Here is a 14,974-nt window from a genome sequence, read left to right as displayed (position 1 = left end):
AACGCCCGGTTACATTCCGAACCCGGAAGCTAAGCCTCATAGCGCCGATGGTACTGCAGGGGGGACCCTGTGGGAGAGTAGGACGCCGCCGAACTCCTTTTAGTCGGGAAACCCCCGCACCTTATGGTGCGGGGGTTTTCTGCGTTCCAGGGACTTTTTCCCGCCCTCCTTGTTAGAGGCGGCCGGCCGCCTTGAGGGAGAGGTAGGCGTCCGCCAAAGCCGGGGCGAGGTTGTCGGGGGTGGCGTCGACGACGGTGACTCCGCGGCGTCCGAGGTTCTCCGCCGTGCGGTGGCGTTCGGACTGGGCCTGGGCGGCTGCTGCCGCGTCGTAGACCGCGTCTGCCGTACCGCGAGACGTCTCCATCTTCGCGATGTGCGGGTCGGCCACCGAGGCCACCACGACCTTGTGGCGTGTGGTGAGGCGAGGGAGCACGGGGAGCAGGCCCTCTTCGACGGGGGCCGCGTCGAGGCTCGTGAGCAGGACGATGAGGGAAGTGCGAGAGGCCGTGCGGAGGGCCGTCGAGGTCAGGCCCCGGGCGTCCGTCTCGACGAGTTCCGGCTCGACGGTGGCCAGGGCGTCGACCAGGGACGGGAGGACGTCTCCCGCGGAGCGTCCCTGGACCAGGGCCCGTACCCGACGGTCGTAGGCGAGCAGGTCGACTCGGTCACCCGCGCGGGAGGCGAGAGCGGCCAGGAGGAGCGCGGCGTCCATGGAGGCGTCGAGGCGGGGTGCGTCGCCCACGCGGCCGGCCGAGGTGCGGCCGGTGTCGAGGACCAGAAGGATGTGGCGGTCGCGTTCCGGGCGCCAGGTGCGGACCGCGACGCTCGACTGGCGTGCTGTGGCCCGCCAGTCGATGGAGCGGGTGTCGTCGCCGGGGACGTAGTCGCGGAGGCTGTCGAACTCGGTGCCCTGTCCTCGGGTGAGGACGCTGGTGCGGCCGTCGAGTTCGCGGAGCCGGGCCAGCTTGGCGGGCAGGTGCTTCCGGCTGGCGAAGGGCGGCAGGGCGCGGAGGGTCCAGGGGACCTTGTGGCTGCCCTGGCGGGTGAAGAGGCCCAGCGGGCCGTACGAGCGGATGGTCACGCGGTCCGCCTGGTGGTCGCCGCGGCGCGTGGGGCGCAGGCGGGTCGTGAGGCGGCGGCGTTCGCCGGGCGGGACGGTCAGGCGGTGGCGGGACGCGTCGACTTCCGTGCCGGGCTGCCAGCTGCTCGGGGGCCAGGCGTCGCGGAGGTCCGCGCGCAGGGGGCGCCGGGAGGGGTTGGTGACGGTCAGTTCTGCGGCGGCGGCTTCTCCCAGTCGTACGGAGGTGTCGCCGGAGCGGGTCAGGCCGAGGCGGCGCACCGGCGCGGCCAGGGCGAAGTCGCAGGCGCAGGCCAGGGCCAGCGGGGCGTTGACGGCGAGGATGCCGGTCCAGCTGGGGTCCCAGAGGCCCACGGGGAGGGTGCCCAGGGCTGCGAGGAGGGCGGTGCGTCCGGTGAGGGCCATCAGCGGGGGACCGGGACGTGGGCGAGGATCGCGTGGATGACGGAGTCAGCGGTGACGCCCTCCATCTCCGCCTCCGGGCGGAGTTGGATCCGGTGGCGCAGGGTGGGCAGGGCGAGGGCCTTGACGTCGTCGGGGATGACGTAGTCGCGGCCGGTGAGCCAGGCCCAGGCGCGTGCCGTGGAGAGCAGCGCCGTGGCGCCTCGCGGGGAGACGCCGAGGGTGAGGGACGGGGACTCGCGGGTGGCGCGGCACACGTCGACCACGTACGCGGTGATCTCGGGGGAGACGGAGGTCTTGGCGACGGCGGCGCGGGCGGTTTCCAGGTCCGCGGGGCCGGCCACGGGGCGGATGCCGGCGGCGTGCAGGTCGCGGGGGTTGAAGCCTTCCGCGTGCCGGGTGAGGACGTCGATCTCGTCCTGGCGGGAGGGGAGAGGGACCGTCAGTTTGAGCAGGAAGCGGTCGAGTTGGGCCTCGGGGAGGGGGTACGTCCCCTCGTACTCGACGGGGTTCTGGGTGGCGGCGACGAGGAAGGGTTCGGGGAGCGGGCGGGGCACGCCGTCGACGGTGACCTGGCGTTCCTCCATGGCTTCGAGGAGGGAGGACTGGGTCTTGGGCGGGGTCCGGTTGATCTCGTCGGCCAGCAGGAGGTTGGTGAAGACCGGGCCCGGCTGGAAGGAGAACTCGGTGGTCCGGGCGTCGTAGACCAGGGAGCCCGTGACGTCGCTCGGCATCAGGTCGGGGGTGAACTGGACGCGCTTGGTGTCGAGTTCGAGGCTCGCGGACAGGGCGCGGACGAGCAACGTCTTGGCGACGCCGGGGACTCCTTCCAGCAGGACGTGGCCGCGGCAGAGGAGGGCGACGACGAGCCCGGTGACGGCGGGGTCCTGGCCGACCACGGCCTTGGAGATCTCCGCGCGCAGCGCTTCGAGGGAGGCGCGGGAGTCGCGGGGATCGCCGTTGGGCCCGGCGTGGGTGGTCGGGTCCGTCATGAGTGGCGTACCTCTCTTTCGAGGGCGTCGAGTCGGTCGGCGAGGGCGATGAGGGCTGCGTCGTCACCCGGGGGCGGCCCGAAGAGCAGGAGGTGCAGGTCTTGGCCGGGGGTGCGCAGGCGGGCGGTGAGGGCGGGGATCAGGGGGTCTGGCGTGTGTGCCTGGGCGGGGGAGACGCCGACGAGGGGGGCGAGGCGGGTGCGGGATGCCGTGCGCAGGGCCGAGGCCGCGCGGTCGCGGGCGGCGACCTTGCGGTAGAGGCGGGCGCGGCCTTCGACGGCCTCGGAGGCGCGGATGGCGACGGGGAGGCGTTCGGCGACGAGGGGGCCGAGGCGGCGTGCGCGCCACAGGGCGGCGAGTACGGCGGCGAGCGCGAGTTGCAGGGTGCCCCAGCGCCAGCCGGAGGGGATCAGGTCGAAGAAGCCGCGGCGCTCGGCGTCGGTGGCGGCCTGGTCGTCGGCGAGCGAGGGGAGGTACCAGACGACGTGGGGGCGGGAGCCGAGGAGCTGGAGGGCGAGCGAGGCGTTGCCCTGCTCGTCGAGGCGGTCGTTGAAGAGGATGTCGGGGGCGCCGAGGACGACGGTGTCGCCCTTTCCGTGGGGTGCGGGGAGTTGGAGGAGGCCGGGGAGTCCGTCGCTGAGGTAGCAGGCCTCGGCGTCCGGGGCGAGGGTGTCGTAGCGGATGCCGCCCAGGTCCGCGTCGCCGGCGCGGCGGGCCGCGGGGAGGGAGCAGCGGGGGGCGAGCGTCGACTCGGCGCTGGTGATGGGGTCCACGGTCACCCCGGGGGCGAGGTCCTTGACGGAGGGCTTGCCCGGGGTGACGAGGACGGTGCGGCCGCCGGAGTCCTCGGTGGCCGCGTGGAGGCCGGAGCGTTGGCGGCCGGTGAGCAGGTCGGGGTCGGTCACGAGGAGGGTCGTGTCGGGGCCGGCCGCGGACCGGGCCTCTTCGGTGCTGGTGACGACGTGGGTGGACACGCCTCGGTCGGCGAGGAGTTCGGCGAGGGCCCGGCTGCCGTGGGTGTCGGTGGAGCGTGGGTCGAGGCGGCCGTGCCGGCCGTCGGATCGGACGGCGGCGACGGCGACGGCGGCCGCGAGGAGGACGACCAGGGCGAGGACGATGCCCCGGGAGCGGGTCCAGATCCGGCGTGGCGTGGGAGAGAGCGACGTCGAGACCGGCGCTGGCGGGGCAGGGGGTTGTCCCGGGGTGGTGGTGGGGGCGGCGGGCATCTGTGCCGACTCCGTGGGCGGGGTGGGGCCGGTCATTCGGCGGCTCCTCGGGAGCTGCCGCTCGGGATGGGGCCGCCTGGGTCGCCTGGGTCGCCGGGGTCGGCCAGTACCGGTCTGGTGCGTGCCAGGTCGTGGTCGAGGGCGGCAAGGCGCAGGTACGCCGCCTGATCCGCGGTGCGGCCGCCGTATGTCACGTCGTCGAACTCATGGGCGGCGGCGCGGAGTCGGCCGGCGTGGGCGGGGAGCGGACGGCCCGCCTCCGCGGCGGCCTCGTCGGCGGTGCGGCCGGGGCGGGGGTCGAGGAGTGCGCGTTCCTCCAGGGCGCGGACGACGGCGCGCATGCGTTCCTGCACGGCCTGGTTCCAGTGGGCCCGGGCGGCGTGTGCCTCGGCGGTCGCGCGGTGTTCGGCGGCGCTGCGGGGGCGGTCGTCGAAGAGGGCGGGAGCGGATCCCGCGGTGCGGTGCGGGGTGCCGAGGCGCCACCAGAAGGCGGCGATGACGAGCACGATCGCCAGCACGACGACCAGGAGTCCGAGCGCGCCGCCCGGGGTGGCTCCCGAGGCGGCGGAGAACAGGTCGTCGACCCAGCCCCAGAAGCGGTTCAGGGCGCGCTGGAAGAGGCTCGGGTCGTTCTCGTGGTACATCGGCTTGGACAGTTCGCGTTCGGCGGCCTCCCGCGCGGGGTCGCGCGGGATGGTCACCGGTGGGTCGTCGCCGGTGCGCGGCAGGAGCGGAGCCGCCCCGAGCCCTCTGAGTGCTGCCCCCGCCGCGGTCACCGCATCAGCTCCCCGGGGTGCCGGGCGGAGTGGGGGCGTGGCCGGGGACGCCGGCGGCGCGGGCCAGTTCGAGGTCGAGGCCCTCGCGGCGGATCCGCTGGTCGACGTAGAGGAGCACGGTGACGCCGGCCGTGATCGGGAACGTCAGCATGGAGCCGATGATCGAGCCGACGCCGCTGATGATCAGGAACGTCCAGCCCAGCTCGCCGGTGTTGTCGAGGAAGCCGGTGACGCCTTCGCCGCTGACCGCCCCGGCGATGAAGGTGAAGGGGATGACGATGATCGACGCGACGACGTTGGCGATGATCGCGGCGAGCAGCTGGATCCCGAAGACCCGCCACCAGGAGCCGCGGACCAGCTTGGCGGAGCGGGTCATCGACTTCTTGATGCCCTGCTTCTCCAGCATGAGCGCGGGGGAGGAGAGCGAGAGGCGGACCACGATCCAGAGGGCGGCGACGCCCGCGGCGAGACCGCCGAGTACGGCGAGGGCGGCACCGGCGTCGGACGGGCCCGCCAGCGCGATCAGCAGCCCGGGCAGGATGCCGACGGTGACGACGGCGGCGCCGATGAGCGGGATCAGCAGGGTCAGGCCGAACAGCTTGGCGAGCTGGGGGCGGGCGTCCTGCCAGGCCTCCGCGGCGGTCACCGACTTACCGAGGACGGCGCGGCTGGTGACCATCGTCAGGAGGGCCGTGGCGACGATGGTGCCGAGCAGGGTGACCGCGAGGACCACTCCGGAACTCAGCATCGTGTCGCCCATGGCGCGGGTGAGCTCGCCGACGGTGGCGCTCTGGTCGTTGAGCGTGTCCGTGTCGACGGATTCGTCGAGGACGAGCCCTTGGAGGAGGACGACGACGATCTCCGTGACCACGGCCACGGTCAGGGAGATGCCGAGGACCGTGCGCCAGTGGGCGCGCATGGTCGACACGGCGCCGTCGAGGATCTCGCCGACGCCGAGCGGGCGGAGCGGGATGACGCCGGGCTTGGCCGCGGGCGGGGGACCCTGCCAGGCGCCCCAGCCTGAGTAGCCTCCAGGGCCTCCTGGAGCGCCCGGGCCGCCGGGGCCACCGGGACCGCCCGAAGGCGGGCCGCCCCAGCCCCAGCCGCCGCCCTGGCCGGGCGGAGCGGGCGGTGGCGGGGCCTGGCCGGGGCCGGGGGCGCTGGGCGGGGACCACTGGGCGGGCGGTGGCTGCTCCTTGGACCACTTGGGCCGGTCGCCGTCCGGGCCGCCGTCCTGGCGCGCGTCCTGGCCGGTGTCCACGGGTCCGTCGGCGTCCGGCTTGCCGGAGTCCTGTCCGTCGGAGGGGGCAGATCCGGGCGAGGCCCAGCCCGGAGTGTCGTTCATCGTCGCTCCTTCAAGGTGCCCGTCCGCGGGCGCGGCGGCAGGTTGCCAGCCATCGTGCCACGGTGTGCCCGAGAGGTGACCGGGCGCCGTAGCGGCTGTACACCTTCAATTGTCCGCCGGGTACGGGGCAGACTGGGCGGATGGCTGATCAGTACGCGCAATCCAGCGAGGACAACCGGCCGACCGGGATATCGACGGTTCCCGCGATCCGATGGGACGACCCACCCGAGGGACCCGTGGTGGTCCTCCTCGACCAGACCAGGCTGCCGAGCGAGGAGATCGAGCTGGTGTGCACCGACGCACCGGCCCTGGTGGAGGCGATCCGCACGCTCGCGGTGCGAGGGGCACCGCTGCTGGGCATCGCGGGGGCCTACGGCGTCGCCCTCGCCGCCGCCCGCGGCTTCGACGTGGACGAGGCGGCGGACGCGCTGGCGGGGGCGCGGCCCACCGCCGTCAATCTCGCCTACGGGGCACGTCGCGCCCAGGCCGCCCACCGCACCGCGGTCGCCGGCGGCGCCGACAGCCGGCGGGCGGCCGCGGCCACCCTCGACGCGGCGCGGGCGCTGCACGCCGAGGACGCGGAGGCCAGCGGCCGGATGGCGGCCCACGGCCTGGCGCTGCTCGACGAACTGCTGCCCGGCGGCGGGCACCGGATCCTGACGCACTGCAACACGGGGGCCCTGGTCTCCGGAGGGGAGGGCACGGCGTTCGCGGTGGCGCTCCGGGCGCACCGGGAGGGCAGCCTGCGCAGGCTGTGGGTGGACGAGACGCGGCCGCTGCTCCAGGGGGCCCGGCTCACCGCATATGAGGCGGCGCGGAACGGAATGGCGTACACCTTGCTCACGGACAACGCCGCGGGTTCGCTGTTCGCGGCGGGCGAGGTGGACGCGGTGCTGATCGGCGCCGACCGCATCGCGGCCGACGGTTCGGTGGCGAACAAGGTGGGGAGCTATCCGCTCGCCGTGCTGGCGCGCTACCACCATGTGCCGTTCATCGTGGTGGCGCCGGTGACGACCGTGGACCCGAAGACGCCGGACGGAGCGGCGATCGAGGTCGAGCAGCGGGGCAGCCATGAGGTGACGGAGATCACGGCGCCGCAGGTGTCCATGATCGGGATGGAAGCGGGAGGCGGGATTCCGGTGGCACCCCTGGGGACCCAGGCGTACAACCCCGCGTTCGACGTGACGCCTCCCGAGCTGGTGACGGCGATCGTCACGGAAGAGGGCGTTCTGTCACCTGTGACAGCAGAGGGCCTTGCCGAGCTGTGTGCCAGGTCACGCCAGGTAACGATGAGCTAATGGGATGATGTCAGGCATGAAGGGACGAGTCCTTGTCGTCGACGACGACACCGCACTGGCCGAGATGCTCGGGATTGTGCTGCGTGGTGAAGGTTTTGAGCCGTCGTTCGTAGCTGATGGCGACAAGGCGCTGGCCGCTTTCAGGGAGGCAAAGCCGGATCTTGTACTGCTGGATTTGATGTTGCCGGGCCGTGATGGCATCGAGGTGTGCCGCCTGATCAGGGCGGAGTCCGGGGTGCCGATCGTCATGCTCACGGCCAAGAGCGACACCGTGGACGTGGTGGTCGGCCTGGAGTCGGGCGCCGACGACTACATCGTCAAGCCGTTCAAGCCGAAGGAGCTCGTGGCCCGGATCCGGGCGCGGCTGCGGAGGTCGGAGGAGCCCGCGCCGGAGCAGCTGGCCATAGGTGACCTGGTCATCGACGTGGCGGGGCACTCCGTGAAGCGGGACGGGCAGTCGATCGCGCTGACGCCGCTGGAGTTCGACCTGCTGGTCGCGCTGGCCCGCAAGCCGTGGCAGGTGTTCACGCGTGAGGTGCTGCTCGAGCAGGTCTGGGGCTACCGGCACGCGGCGGACACCCGTCTGGTGAACGTGCACGTGCAGCGGCTCCGCTCCAAGGTCGAGCGCGACCCCGAGCGGCCGGAGATCGTGGTGACCGTCCGTGGCGTCGGTTACAAGGCCGGACCGAGCTGACGTGTCCCGGGACAGTTCCTCCTCGGCGCCCGGAGCTTCGGGGGCTCGTCCGGGGCGGACTGGACCGGCGCGGCACCGCTCCCGGTTCGGGCGGCTCGCCGACGGCGGGCTGCTGCTGCAGGGCGGGGTGCAGGGCAGCCCCGTGCTGCGGCTCTTCGTGCGCTGGGTGCGCCGCCCGCTGCTGCCCGCGGTGCGGCTGTGGCGGCGCAACATCCAGCTCAAGGTCGTCGCCACGACCCTGCTGATGTCGCTGGGCGTGGTCCTCATGCTCGGCTTCGCCGTCCTGAGCTCGGTGAACAACGGCCTGCTCAAGGCCAAGGTCAAGGCCTCGCAGAGCCAGGCGGACGGCGGTTTCCGGGCCGCGCAGGACAGCGTCAACGCCGCCCGGCAGAGTGCGGGACAGGGGCAGGGCCAGGACGGCAGCACGGCCGACGGCCGCAACGCCGCCGTGTGGATGTCCGACCTCGTCGAGCAGCTCTCCAGCGGCGGACAGAACGCCTTCGCCGTGGTGACGCTGAGCCCGACCTCCGCGGGCGACTCCGGCAGCGTGCGCGGTTCGCGGGCCTCGGGCAGTGTCGAGCCGATCCTGAGCGTGCCCGAGGAGCTGCGCCGCCAGGTCGACGACGGCACCGGCGTCTACCAGGCCAACACCCGCATCGTCTTCGACGACCGCCGTGAGGCACAGCCCGGTCTGGTGATCGGCAAGCGGCTCAACGACCTCAACGGCGATCCGTACCAGCTGTACTACCTCTTCCCGCTGACGCAGGAGGAGGAGTCGCTGAACCTGGTCAGGACGACACTCGCGACCGCGGGCCTCTTCGTCGTGGTGCTGCTCGGCGCCATCGCGTGGCTCGTGGTGCGTCAGGTGGTGACGCCGGTCCGGATGGCCGCGGGCATCGCCGAGCGGCTGTCCGCCGGGCGCCTGCAGGAACGGATGAAGGTCACCGGCGAGGACGACATCGCGCGGCTCGGTGAGGCCTTCAACAAGATGGCGCAGAACCTGCAGCTGAAGATCCAGCAGCTGGAGGAGCTGTCGCGGATGCAGCGGCGGTTCGTCTCCGACGTGTCGCACGAGCTGCGGACGCCGCTGACGACGGTACGGATGGCGGCCGACGTCATCCACGAGGCGCGGGTGGACTTCGATCCGGTGACCGCGCGGTCGGCGGAGCTGCTCGCCGACCAGCTGGACCGGTTCGAGTCGCTGCTCGCGGATCTGCTGGAGATCAGCCGGTTCGACGCGGGGGCGGCGGCGCTGGAGGCGGAGCCGATAGACCTCCGTGAGGTCGTACGCCGGGTCGTCGGCGGCGCGGAGCCGCTCGCCGAGCGCAAGGGCACGCACATACGGGTCGTCGGGGACCAGCAGCCGGTGGTCGCCGAGGCCGACGCGCGCCGGGTGGAGCGGGTGCTGCGCAACCTCGTCGTCAACGCCGTGGAGCACGGTGAGGGCAAGGACGTCGTGGTGCGGCTGGCCGCCGCGGGCGGTGCGGTCGCCGTCGCCGTACGGGACTACGGCGTGGGGCTCAAGCCGGGCGAGGCGACCCGGGTCTTCAGCCGTTTCTGGCGGGCGGACCCGGCCCGCGCCCGTACCACCGGTGGTACGGGACTCGGCCTCTCCATCGCCCTGGAGGACGCCCGCCTGCACGGCGGCTGGCTGCAGGCCTGGGGCGAGCCGGGCGGTGGGTCGCAGTTCCGGCTGACGTTGCCGCGGACGGCGGACGAGCCGCTGCGGGGCTCGCCGATACCGCTGGAGCCGGACGACTCCCGGCGCCATCGCGGGCTCAACGACGCGGGGCTGCCGCTCGGTGGCGGCAACAAGCTGGCCACGGTGCCGGCCCAGGCGGCCGCGGCGGCCTCCGAGCGGGTGTCGCCGCCGGTGCCGGCCAAGGGACCCATACCGCAGCGGCTGTTGCAGGCCGGACCCGTGGACCCGGCGGCGCTGCCCGGGAACGGGTCGCGGGTGGTGGCCCGCCGGCCGTCGGACGGTGCGGACGGATCGGATGGTGCGGACGGATCGGGTGACGGCTTGGACGGCGGTGTGGACGGCGTGGATCTGGACCACGCGGATCTCCGCGACCCGGACCTGGACGACGTGGACCTGGACGACCCGGACCTCGACGACGTGGACCTGGATGACGCCGATCCGGATCTCGACGACGTGGATCTCGACCACGTAGACCTCGACCAGGTAGATCTCGGTGATGTGGATCTCGACGGCGTTGATCTCGACGACGTGACGCCGGAGTCCGGGGCGGGTGCGGGCAGGGAACAGCCGGGTACGGCCAGGGAAGAGGAGAACACTCGTGGTCGCTGACCGTGCCGGACACGGCCACCGTGCCCGAGGCGGCGACCGCGCGGGCCGCGGACGCCCGCTGCGCACCGCACTGCTGCTCGGCAGCTGCGGGGCGCTCCTGGCCGGATGCGCCTCGATGCCCGACAGCGGGAACCTCAGGTCCGTCGACGCCTCGCAGCGCCCGGACTCGCAGTCGCAGGTCCGCGTCTACGCCATGCCGCCGCGCGAGGGCGCCAAGGCGATGGAGATCGTGCAGGGCTTCCTGGAGGCGCTGACCAGCGACGACCCGCAGTTCGCGATGGCGCGCAAGTATCTGTCCAAGAAGGCGTCGCGGGCGTGGCACCCCGAGGAGTCCACGACGGTGCTCGCGGACGGTCCCAACACCGACGCGGGCAACGCGGGGAACGACGGCGAGCGCAGCCGGCGTTACTCGCTGACCGGCCGCCAGGTCGCACGGGTCGACGCGCAGCACGCCTACCGCCCCGAGGACGCGGCGTACAGCCAGTCCGTGCACCTCAGCCAGACCGGCGGTCCGGGCGGGAACGAGTGGCGCATCGACAAGCCGCCGACGGGCGTGGTGCTCGGCGAGTCGGACTTCCAGCGGATCTACCGGCCCGTCAACAAGTACTACTTCGCCGGGCCCGCCGGCGCGGGCGTGAGCGGCCGGGCGGGACTGGTCGCCGACCCCGTCTACATCCGCCAGCGCATAGACCCGCTGACCCAGACGGTGAAGACGCTGCTGGAGGGCCCGACCAACTGGCTGCGCCTCGTGGTGAATTCGAGCTTCCCGAGCGGCACGGCGCTCAAGGACCCCGCCGAGCCGCTGGCCCTGGACGACCAGAACCGGCTGACCGTACAGCTGAACAGCCGGGCGGACGACGCCGGGCAGACCAAGTGCAAGGAGATGGCGGCCCAACTCCTGTTCACCCTGCAGGACCTGACGCCTTCGGGGGTCGAACAGGTGACGTTGCAGCGGTCGAACGGTTCGATGCTCTGTGTCCTGAGCCAGGACCGGGCCGACACCGTCGCTCCGCACCGCAGCGCCGACCGCCCCGACTTCCAGTACTTCATCGACGAGAAGCACCGGCTGGTGCGGATGTCGGCCAACGCCGGGAGCTCGGTGGACCCGGAGCCGGTGACGGGCGCCCTCGGCGCCGGTGACCAGCCGCTGCGTTCGGCGGCGGTCTCGCGCGACGAGCAGCGGGCGGCCGGGGTGTCGCTCGACGGCAAGTCGCTCTACACGGGCTCGCTGCTCTCGGACGACCCGCTCGGCAAGGCGCACCTGCGCAGCAAGGCGAAGTCCGAGGAGGACCGCCTCTCCACGCCGAGTTGGGACGGCCGGGGCAACCTGTGGGTGGCCGACCGCGATCCGAAGCGGTCCCGGCTGCTCTGGCTCGAACAGGGCACGGGCAAGCCCGTCGAGGTCGAGGTGCCCGCCCTGGACGGTCGGGTCCGCGAGGTGCGGGTCTCGGGCGACGGCGTGCGCGTCGCGCTGCTCGTGGAGAAGGACGGCAAGAAGTCCCTGTGGATCGGCCGGGCCGAGCGGACCGCGGGCCAGGGGGAGCGGCCCGCGATATCGGTCCTCGACCCGACCCCCGCGGCGCCGCAGATGGCGGAGGTCACCGCCATGTCGTGGGCGGGCGGCAGCCGGCTCGTGGTGGTCGGCCGGGAGACCGGCGGGGTGCAGCAGATCCGGTACGTCCAGTGCGACGGCTCGGTGCTGCCGCTCACCACGCTGCCCGGTCTGACCGGCGTCGAGAAGATCGCGGCCTCCGACGACGAGCGGCAGCCGCTGGTGGCGCACTCGGACGACGGGATCGTACGACTGCCGACGGGGTCGCAGTGGCAGACCGTGGTGAAGGAAGGGATGGCCCCGGTCTACCCGGGCTGAGCGGGCCGACCGCCCCTGCCGGAGCGCGAGCGCTGCCTGCGCAGCCACGGGAGAACCGCCTGCTCGGCGCGGAACTCGCGCCCAGCCACGCGCAGTTGTCCACAGGGGCTCGGGCGGAGTTGTCCACAGGGGTGGTCGCGCCGCCCCGGCCTTGGCACAGTGGTGGCCACGCGGGGGTGGTCGCATGCGGGGCTGGTGGCAGGACCTCACCGACCTGGTGCTCCCGGCCGAGTGCGGCGGCTGCGGCGTGCCCCGCACCGCGCTCTGCGACGCGTGCCGCCGCGCCCTGTGCGGTGGCGCCCCGCGCCGGGCGCGGCCGGTGCCGGCGCCGCCCGGACTGCCGGTCGTGTACGGCGCGGCACCGTACGAGGACGCGGTACGGGCCGTTCTGCTCGCACACAAGGAGCGCGGCGCCCTGGGGCTCGCGCGCCCGCTCGGGACGGCCCTCGCCGAAGCCGTGTACGCCGGTCTGCGGGCCGAAACCGGGCCCGTGGGTGATAGGGCGCCGAGATCGCGGGTAGGCGGCACACAGGATGGTCCACAGGGGCAGGTGATGCCGTTGTCGCTCGTTCCCGTGCCCTCGGCGCGGGCCGCGGTGCGGGCGCGCGGGCACGACCCGGCGCGACGGATCGCGTTCGCCGCGGCGGCCGAGCTGCGGCGGGCGGGTGTCCCGGCGCGGGTGGTGGCCGTGCTGCGTCAGCGGCGTGCGGTCGCCGACCAGTCGGGGCTCGACTCCCGGCAGCGGCAGGCCAATCTGGCGGGCGCCCTCGAGGTGACCGCGGGCGGCGGCCGGCTGCTCGGCGACGGGCGGATCGTGGTCGTGGACGACCTCATGACCACGGGGGCGTCCCTGGCGGAGGCCACCCGGGCCTTACGTGCTGTACGCACGGAAAAGAAAACGCAAGCGGAGACGGGACGAGACCGGGGAACGGGGGCCGCACATGGGCCGGTATTGGGCTGCGAGAAGACCTTCGGCGCAGCCGTTGTCGCTGCGCCACCGGAATCCTTCGAAATAAACCGGAACTGATTGGGAAGTTGCATCGTTCCAGGTGATGAGAGGGATAAAGCACCCGAATGGAGGTACGCGGCAGTAGAGGGTGACGACTTCCCTCCGGGCGAGATATGTTCGGTTGTGAGGAATGGCGGACGCCGTCCCTCGTATATCGGAATGCCGGCCTGCGGATTTTTCGCAATCACCCGGGCCGGTGGGGTGGAGATCTCGCCCACGGGGGAGGAGGAGGTGGAAGTCACCGAGTCCGAGGCCCCGGGAGTCACCGGGGTCTGGTGCAAAAGGGAGATGCTCCGCCACTGAAGCGGAGTGATCCGGGAACGGAGTTCTGCGTGGACATCGTCGTCAAGGGCCGCAAGACCGAGGTGCCCGAGCGGTTCCGCAAGCACGTGGCCGAGAAGCTGAAGCTGGACAAGATCCAGAAGCTCGACGGCAAGGTGATCAGCCTCGACGTCGAGGTGTCCAAGGAAACCAACCCGCGTCAGGCCGACCGTTCCGACCGCGTGGAGATCACCCTCCGCTCGCGTGGGCCCGTGATCCGCGCGGAGGCCTCGGCAGCCGATCCGTACGCGGCACTCGACCTGGCCACGGCCAAGCTCGACGCGCGGCTGCGCAAGGAGCACGAGAAGCGCCACAACCGCCGGGGCAACGGCAGGCTCTCCGCCGCGGAGGTCGCCGACCGGGTCCCGGACGCCGCGTCCTTCAACGGAGACGGCTCCATCGCGCACGACGAAGAGCCCGACGGCGTGCCGGTCAAGAAGATCGGCTCCCTGGAGATCCAGGGCGAAGGACCCCTCGTGGTCCGGGAGAAGACCCACGTCGCGGCCCCCATGTCGCTCGACCAGGCGCTCTACGAGATGGAACTGGTCGGACACGACTTCTACTTGTTCGTCGACTCCGAGACCAAGGAACCGAGCGTCGTCTACCGGCGCCACGCCTACGACTACGGCGTCATCCGGCTCAACACCGACCCCATGGTCGCCAAGGCCGAGTCGGCCGGTGGCGGCGGAGCCCTCGCGGGCTGACCACTGCCCCGTAAGAGCCGAGGTCGTGCCCCTGGAGCGCCTGTGCGCCCCCAGGGGCACCACCGTGCGCCCACGGTGCGCACCGCACCGGCGCCAGGCATGAAATCATGTGCGTGCCGGTCAACCGGTGTGCTGCCGCCTGGCGTTGGCGCAGCAGAGGCACAACAGGCCGCGGCCTTCATGGGGGAGGAACGATGGCGGACAGCTTCGGTCCGATGCGTCACGAGGGTGCCGGCGACGGCATCGGCATCGGCACGGACGCGGGCGCCCCACGCAAGGAGCCCATCAGGGTCCTTGTGGTGGACGACCACGCCCTCTTCCGCCGCGGCCTGGAGATCGTCCTCGCCGCCGAGGAGGACATCCAGGTCGTCGGGGAGGCCGGCGACGGCGCGGAGGCGGTCGACAAGGCCGCGGACCTGCTGCCCGACATCGTGCTGATGGACGTCCGCATGCCCAAGCGCGGCGGCATCGAGGCGTGCACCTCCATCAAGGAGGTGGCGCCCAGCGCCAAGATCATCATGCTGACGATCAGCGACGAGGAAGCGGACCTCTACGACGCGATCAAGGCGGGCGCCACCGGCTACCTCCTCAAGGAGATCTCCACGGACGAAGTGGCCACCGCGATCCGCGCGGTGGCGGACGGGCAGTCGCAGATCAGCCCGTCGATGGCGTCGAAGCTGCTCACCGAGTTCAAGTCGATGATCCAGCGCACCGACGAGCGCAGACTCGTGCCCGCGCCGCGGCTGACCGACCGCGAGCTGGAAGTGCTCAAGCTCGTCGCCACGGGGATGAACAACCGCGACATCGCCAAGGAGTTGTTCATCTCCGAGAACACCGTGAAGAACCACGTGCGCAACATCCTGGAGAAGCTGCAGCTGCACTCCAGGATGGAGGCCGTCGTCTACGCGATGCGGGAGAAGATCCTCGAGATCCGCTGACCGGGACCGG

The 14,974-nt window shown here is 72.5% G+C and carries 12 protein-coding genes, 1 rRNA gene and 1 pseudogene; 9 read left to right on the top strand and 5 right to left on the bottom strand.

The features are described from left to right. Window positions 1-94, top strand: a 5S ribosomal RNA gene (gene rrf / locus ACZ6B8_RS21425); the annotation flags it as partial. 78 nt (window positions 95-172) lie between these two features. Here the strand turns inward: rrf and ACZ6B8_RS21420 are convergent. The 5 genes from ACZ6B8_RS21420 to ACZ6B8_RS21400 are packed head-to-tail and all read right to left on the bottom strand — an operon-like array spanning window position 173 to window position 5,819. Further along, complete coding sequence (locus ACZ6B8_RS21420; protein ID WP_471608175.1) at window positions 173-1,483, bottom strand: DUF58 domain-containing protein; 1,311 nt, start codon at window positions 1,481-1,483, stop codon at window positions 173-175. Beyond that, the gene (locus tag ACZ6B8_RS21415; protein WP_471608174.1) at window positions 1,483-2,472 is read right to left on the bottom strand and encodes an AAA family ATPase; all 990 of its coding nucleotides are present in this window, start codon (window positions 2,470-2,472) and stop codon (window positions 1,483-1,485) included. Before ACZ6B8_RS21415 ends, ACZ6B8_RS21420 begins: the two co-directional genes overlap by 1 nt. Further along, window positions 2,469-3,698 carry a DUF4350 domain-containing protein gene (locus tag ACZ6B8_RS21410; protein ID WP_471608192.1) on the bottom strand — a complete coding sequence of 410 codons (1,230 nt, stop codon included), beginning with the start codon at window positions 3,696-3,698 and terminating at the stop codon, window positions 2,469-2,471. Before ACZ6B8_RS21410 ends, ACZ6B8_RS21415 begins: the two co-directional genes overlap by 4 nt. A gap of 32 nt (window positions 3,699-3,730) precedes the next feature. Then, complete coding sequence (locus tag ACZ6B8_RS21405; RefSeq protein ID WP_471078543.1) at window positions 3,731-4,474, bottom strand: DUF4129 domain-containing protein; 744 nt, start codon at window positions 4,472-4,474, stop codon at window positions 3,731-3,733. 4 nt (window positions 4,475-4,478) lie between these two features. Continuing rightward, a complete protein-coding gene (locus ACZ6B8_RS21400; RefSeq protein WP_471608173.1) occupies window positions 4,479-5,819 on the bottom strand; it encodes a DUF7847 domain-containing protein in 1,341 nt (446 codons plus the stop codon). Window positions 5,820-5,959: 140 nt separating this feature from the next. On the opposite strand from ACZ6B8_RS21400, the gene mtnA reads away from it, so the two are divergent. The 8 genes and pseudogenes from mtnA (at window position 5,960) to ACZ6B8_RS21360 (ending at window position 14,964) form a co-directional block, all read left to right on the top strand. Further along, window positions 5,960-7,117 (top strand): S-methyl-5-thioribose-1-phosphate isomerase, encoded by a 1,158-nt coding sequence (gene mtnA, locus ACZ6B8_RS21395; protein WP_471078549.1) that lies wholly within the window; start codon window positions 5,960-5,962, stop codon window positions 7,115-7,117. Window positions 7,118-7,121: 4 nt separating this feature from the next. Beyond that, window positions 7,122-7,811, top strand: coding sequence for a two-component system response regulator MtrA (gene mtrA, locus ACZ6B8_RS21390; RefSeq protein WP_189176211.1), 690 nt, complete (start codon window positions 7,122-7,124; stop codon window positions 7,809-7,811). Window position 7,812: 1 nt separating this feature from the next. Next, window positions 7,813-9,944: pseudogene (gene mtrB / locus ACZ6B8_RS21385) on the top strand (MtrAB system histidine kinase MtrB). Continuing rightward, window positions 9,847-10,122 carry a pentapeptide repeat-containing protein gene (locus ACZ6B8_RS21380; protein WP_471608172.1) on the top strand — a complete coding sequence of 92 codons (276 nt, stop codon included), beginning with the start codon at window positions 9,847-9,849 and terminating at the stop codon, window positions 10,120-10,122. Before mtrB ends, ACZ6B8_RS21380 begins: the two are co-directional and overlap by 98 nt. Before the next feature lie 115 nt (window positions 10,123-10,237). Next, the gene (locus ACZ6B8_RS21375) at window positions 10,238-11,992 is read left to right on the top strand and encodes an LpqB family beta-propeller domain-containing protein (RefSeq protein ID WP_471608191.1); all 1,755 of its coding nucleotides are present in this window, start codon (window positions 10,238-10,240) and stop codon (window positions 11,990-11,992) included. 184 nt (window positions 11,993-12,176) lie between these two features. Next, on the top strand, window positions 12,177-13,019 hold the full coding sequence (locus ACZ6B8_RS21370) for a ComF family protein (protein WP_471608171.1): 843 nt from the start codon (window positions 12,177-12,179) through the stop codon (window positions 13,017-13,019). Between the two features lie 314 nt (window positions 13,020-13,333). After that, a complete protein-coding gene (gene hpf, locus ACZ6B8_RS21365; RefSeq protein ID WP_471078558.1) occupies window positions 13,334-14,026 on the top strand; it encodes a ribosome hibernation-promoting factor, HPF/YfiA family in 693 nt (230 codons plus the stop codon). Between the two features lie 194 nt (window positions 14,027-14,220). Then, window positions 14,221-14,964, top strand: coding sequence for a response regulator (locus ACZ6B8_RS21360; RefSeq protein WP_055568536.1), 744 nt, complete (start codon window positions 14,221-14,223; stop codon window positions 14,962-14,964). Window positions 14,965-14,974 lie beyond the last annotated feature (10 nt).

This window comes from Streptomyces sp. NPDC041122 (assembly GCF_055592445.1).
The sequence above is the reverse complement of the archived record's forward strand: the minus strand, read 5'-3'. Positions and strand labels throughout refer to the sequence as shown.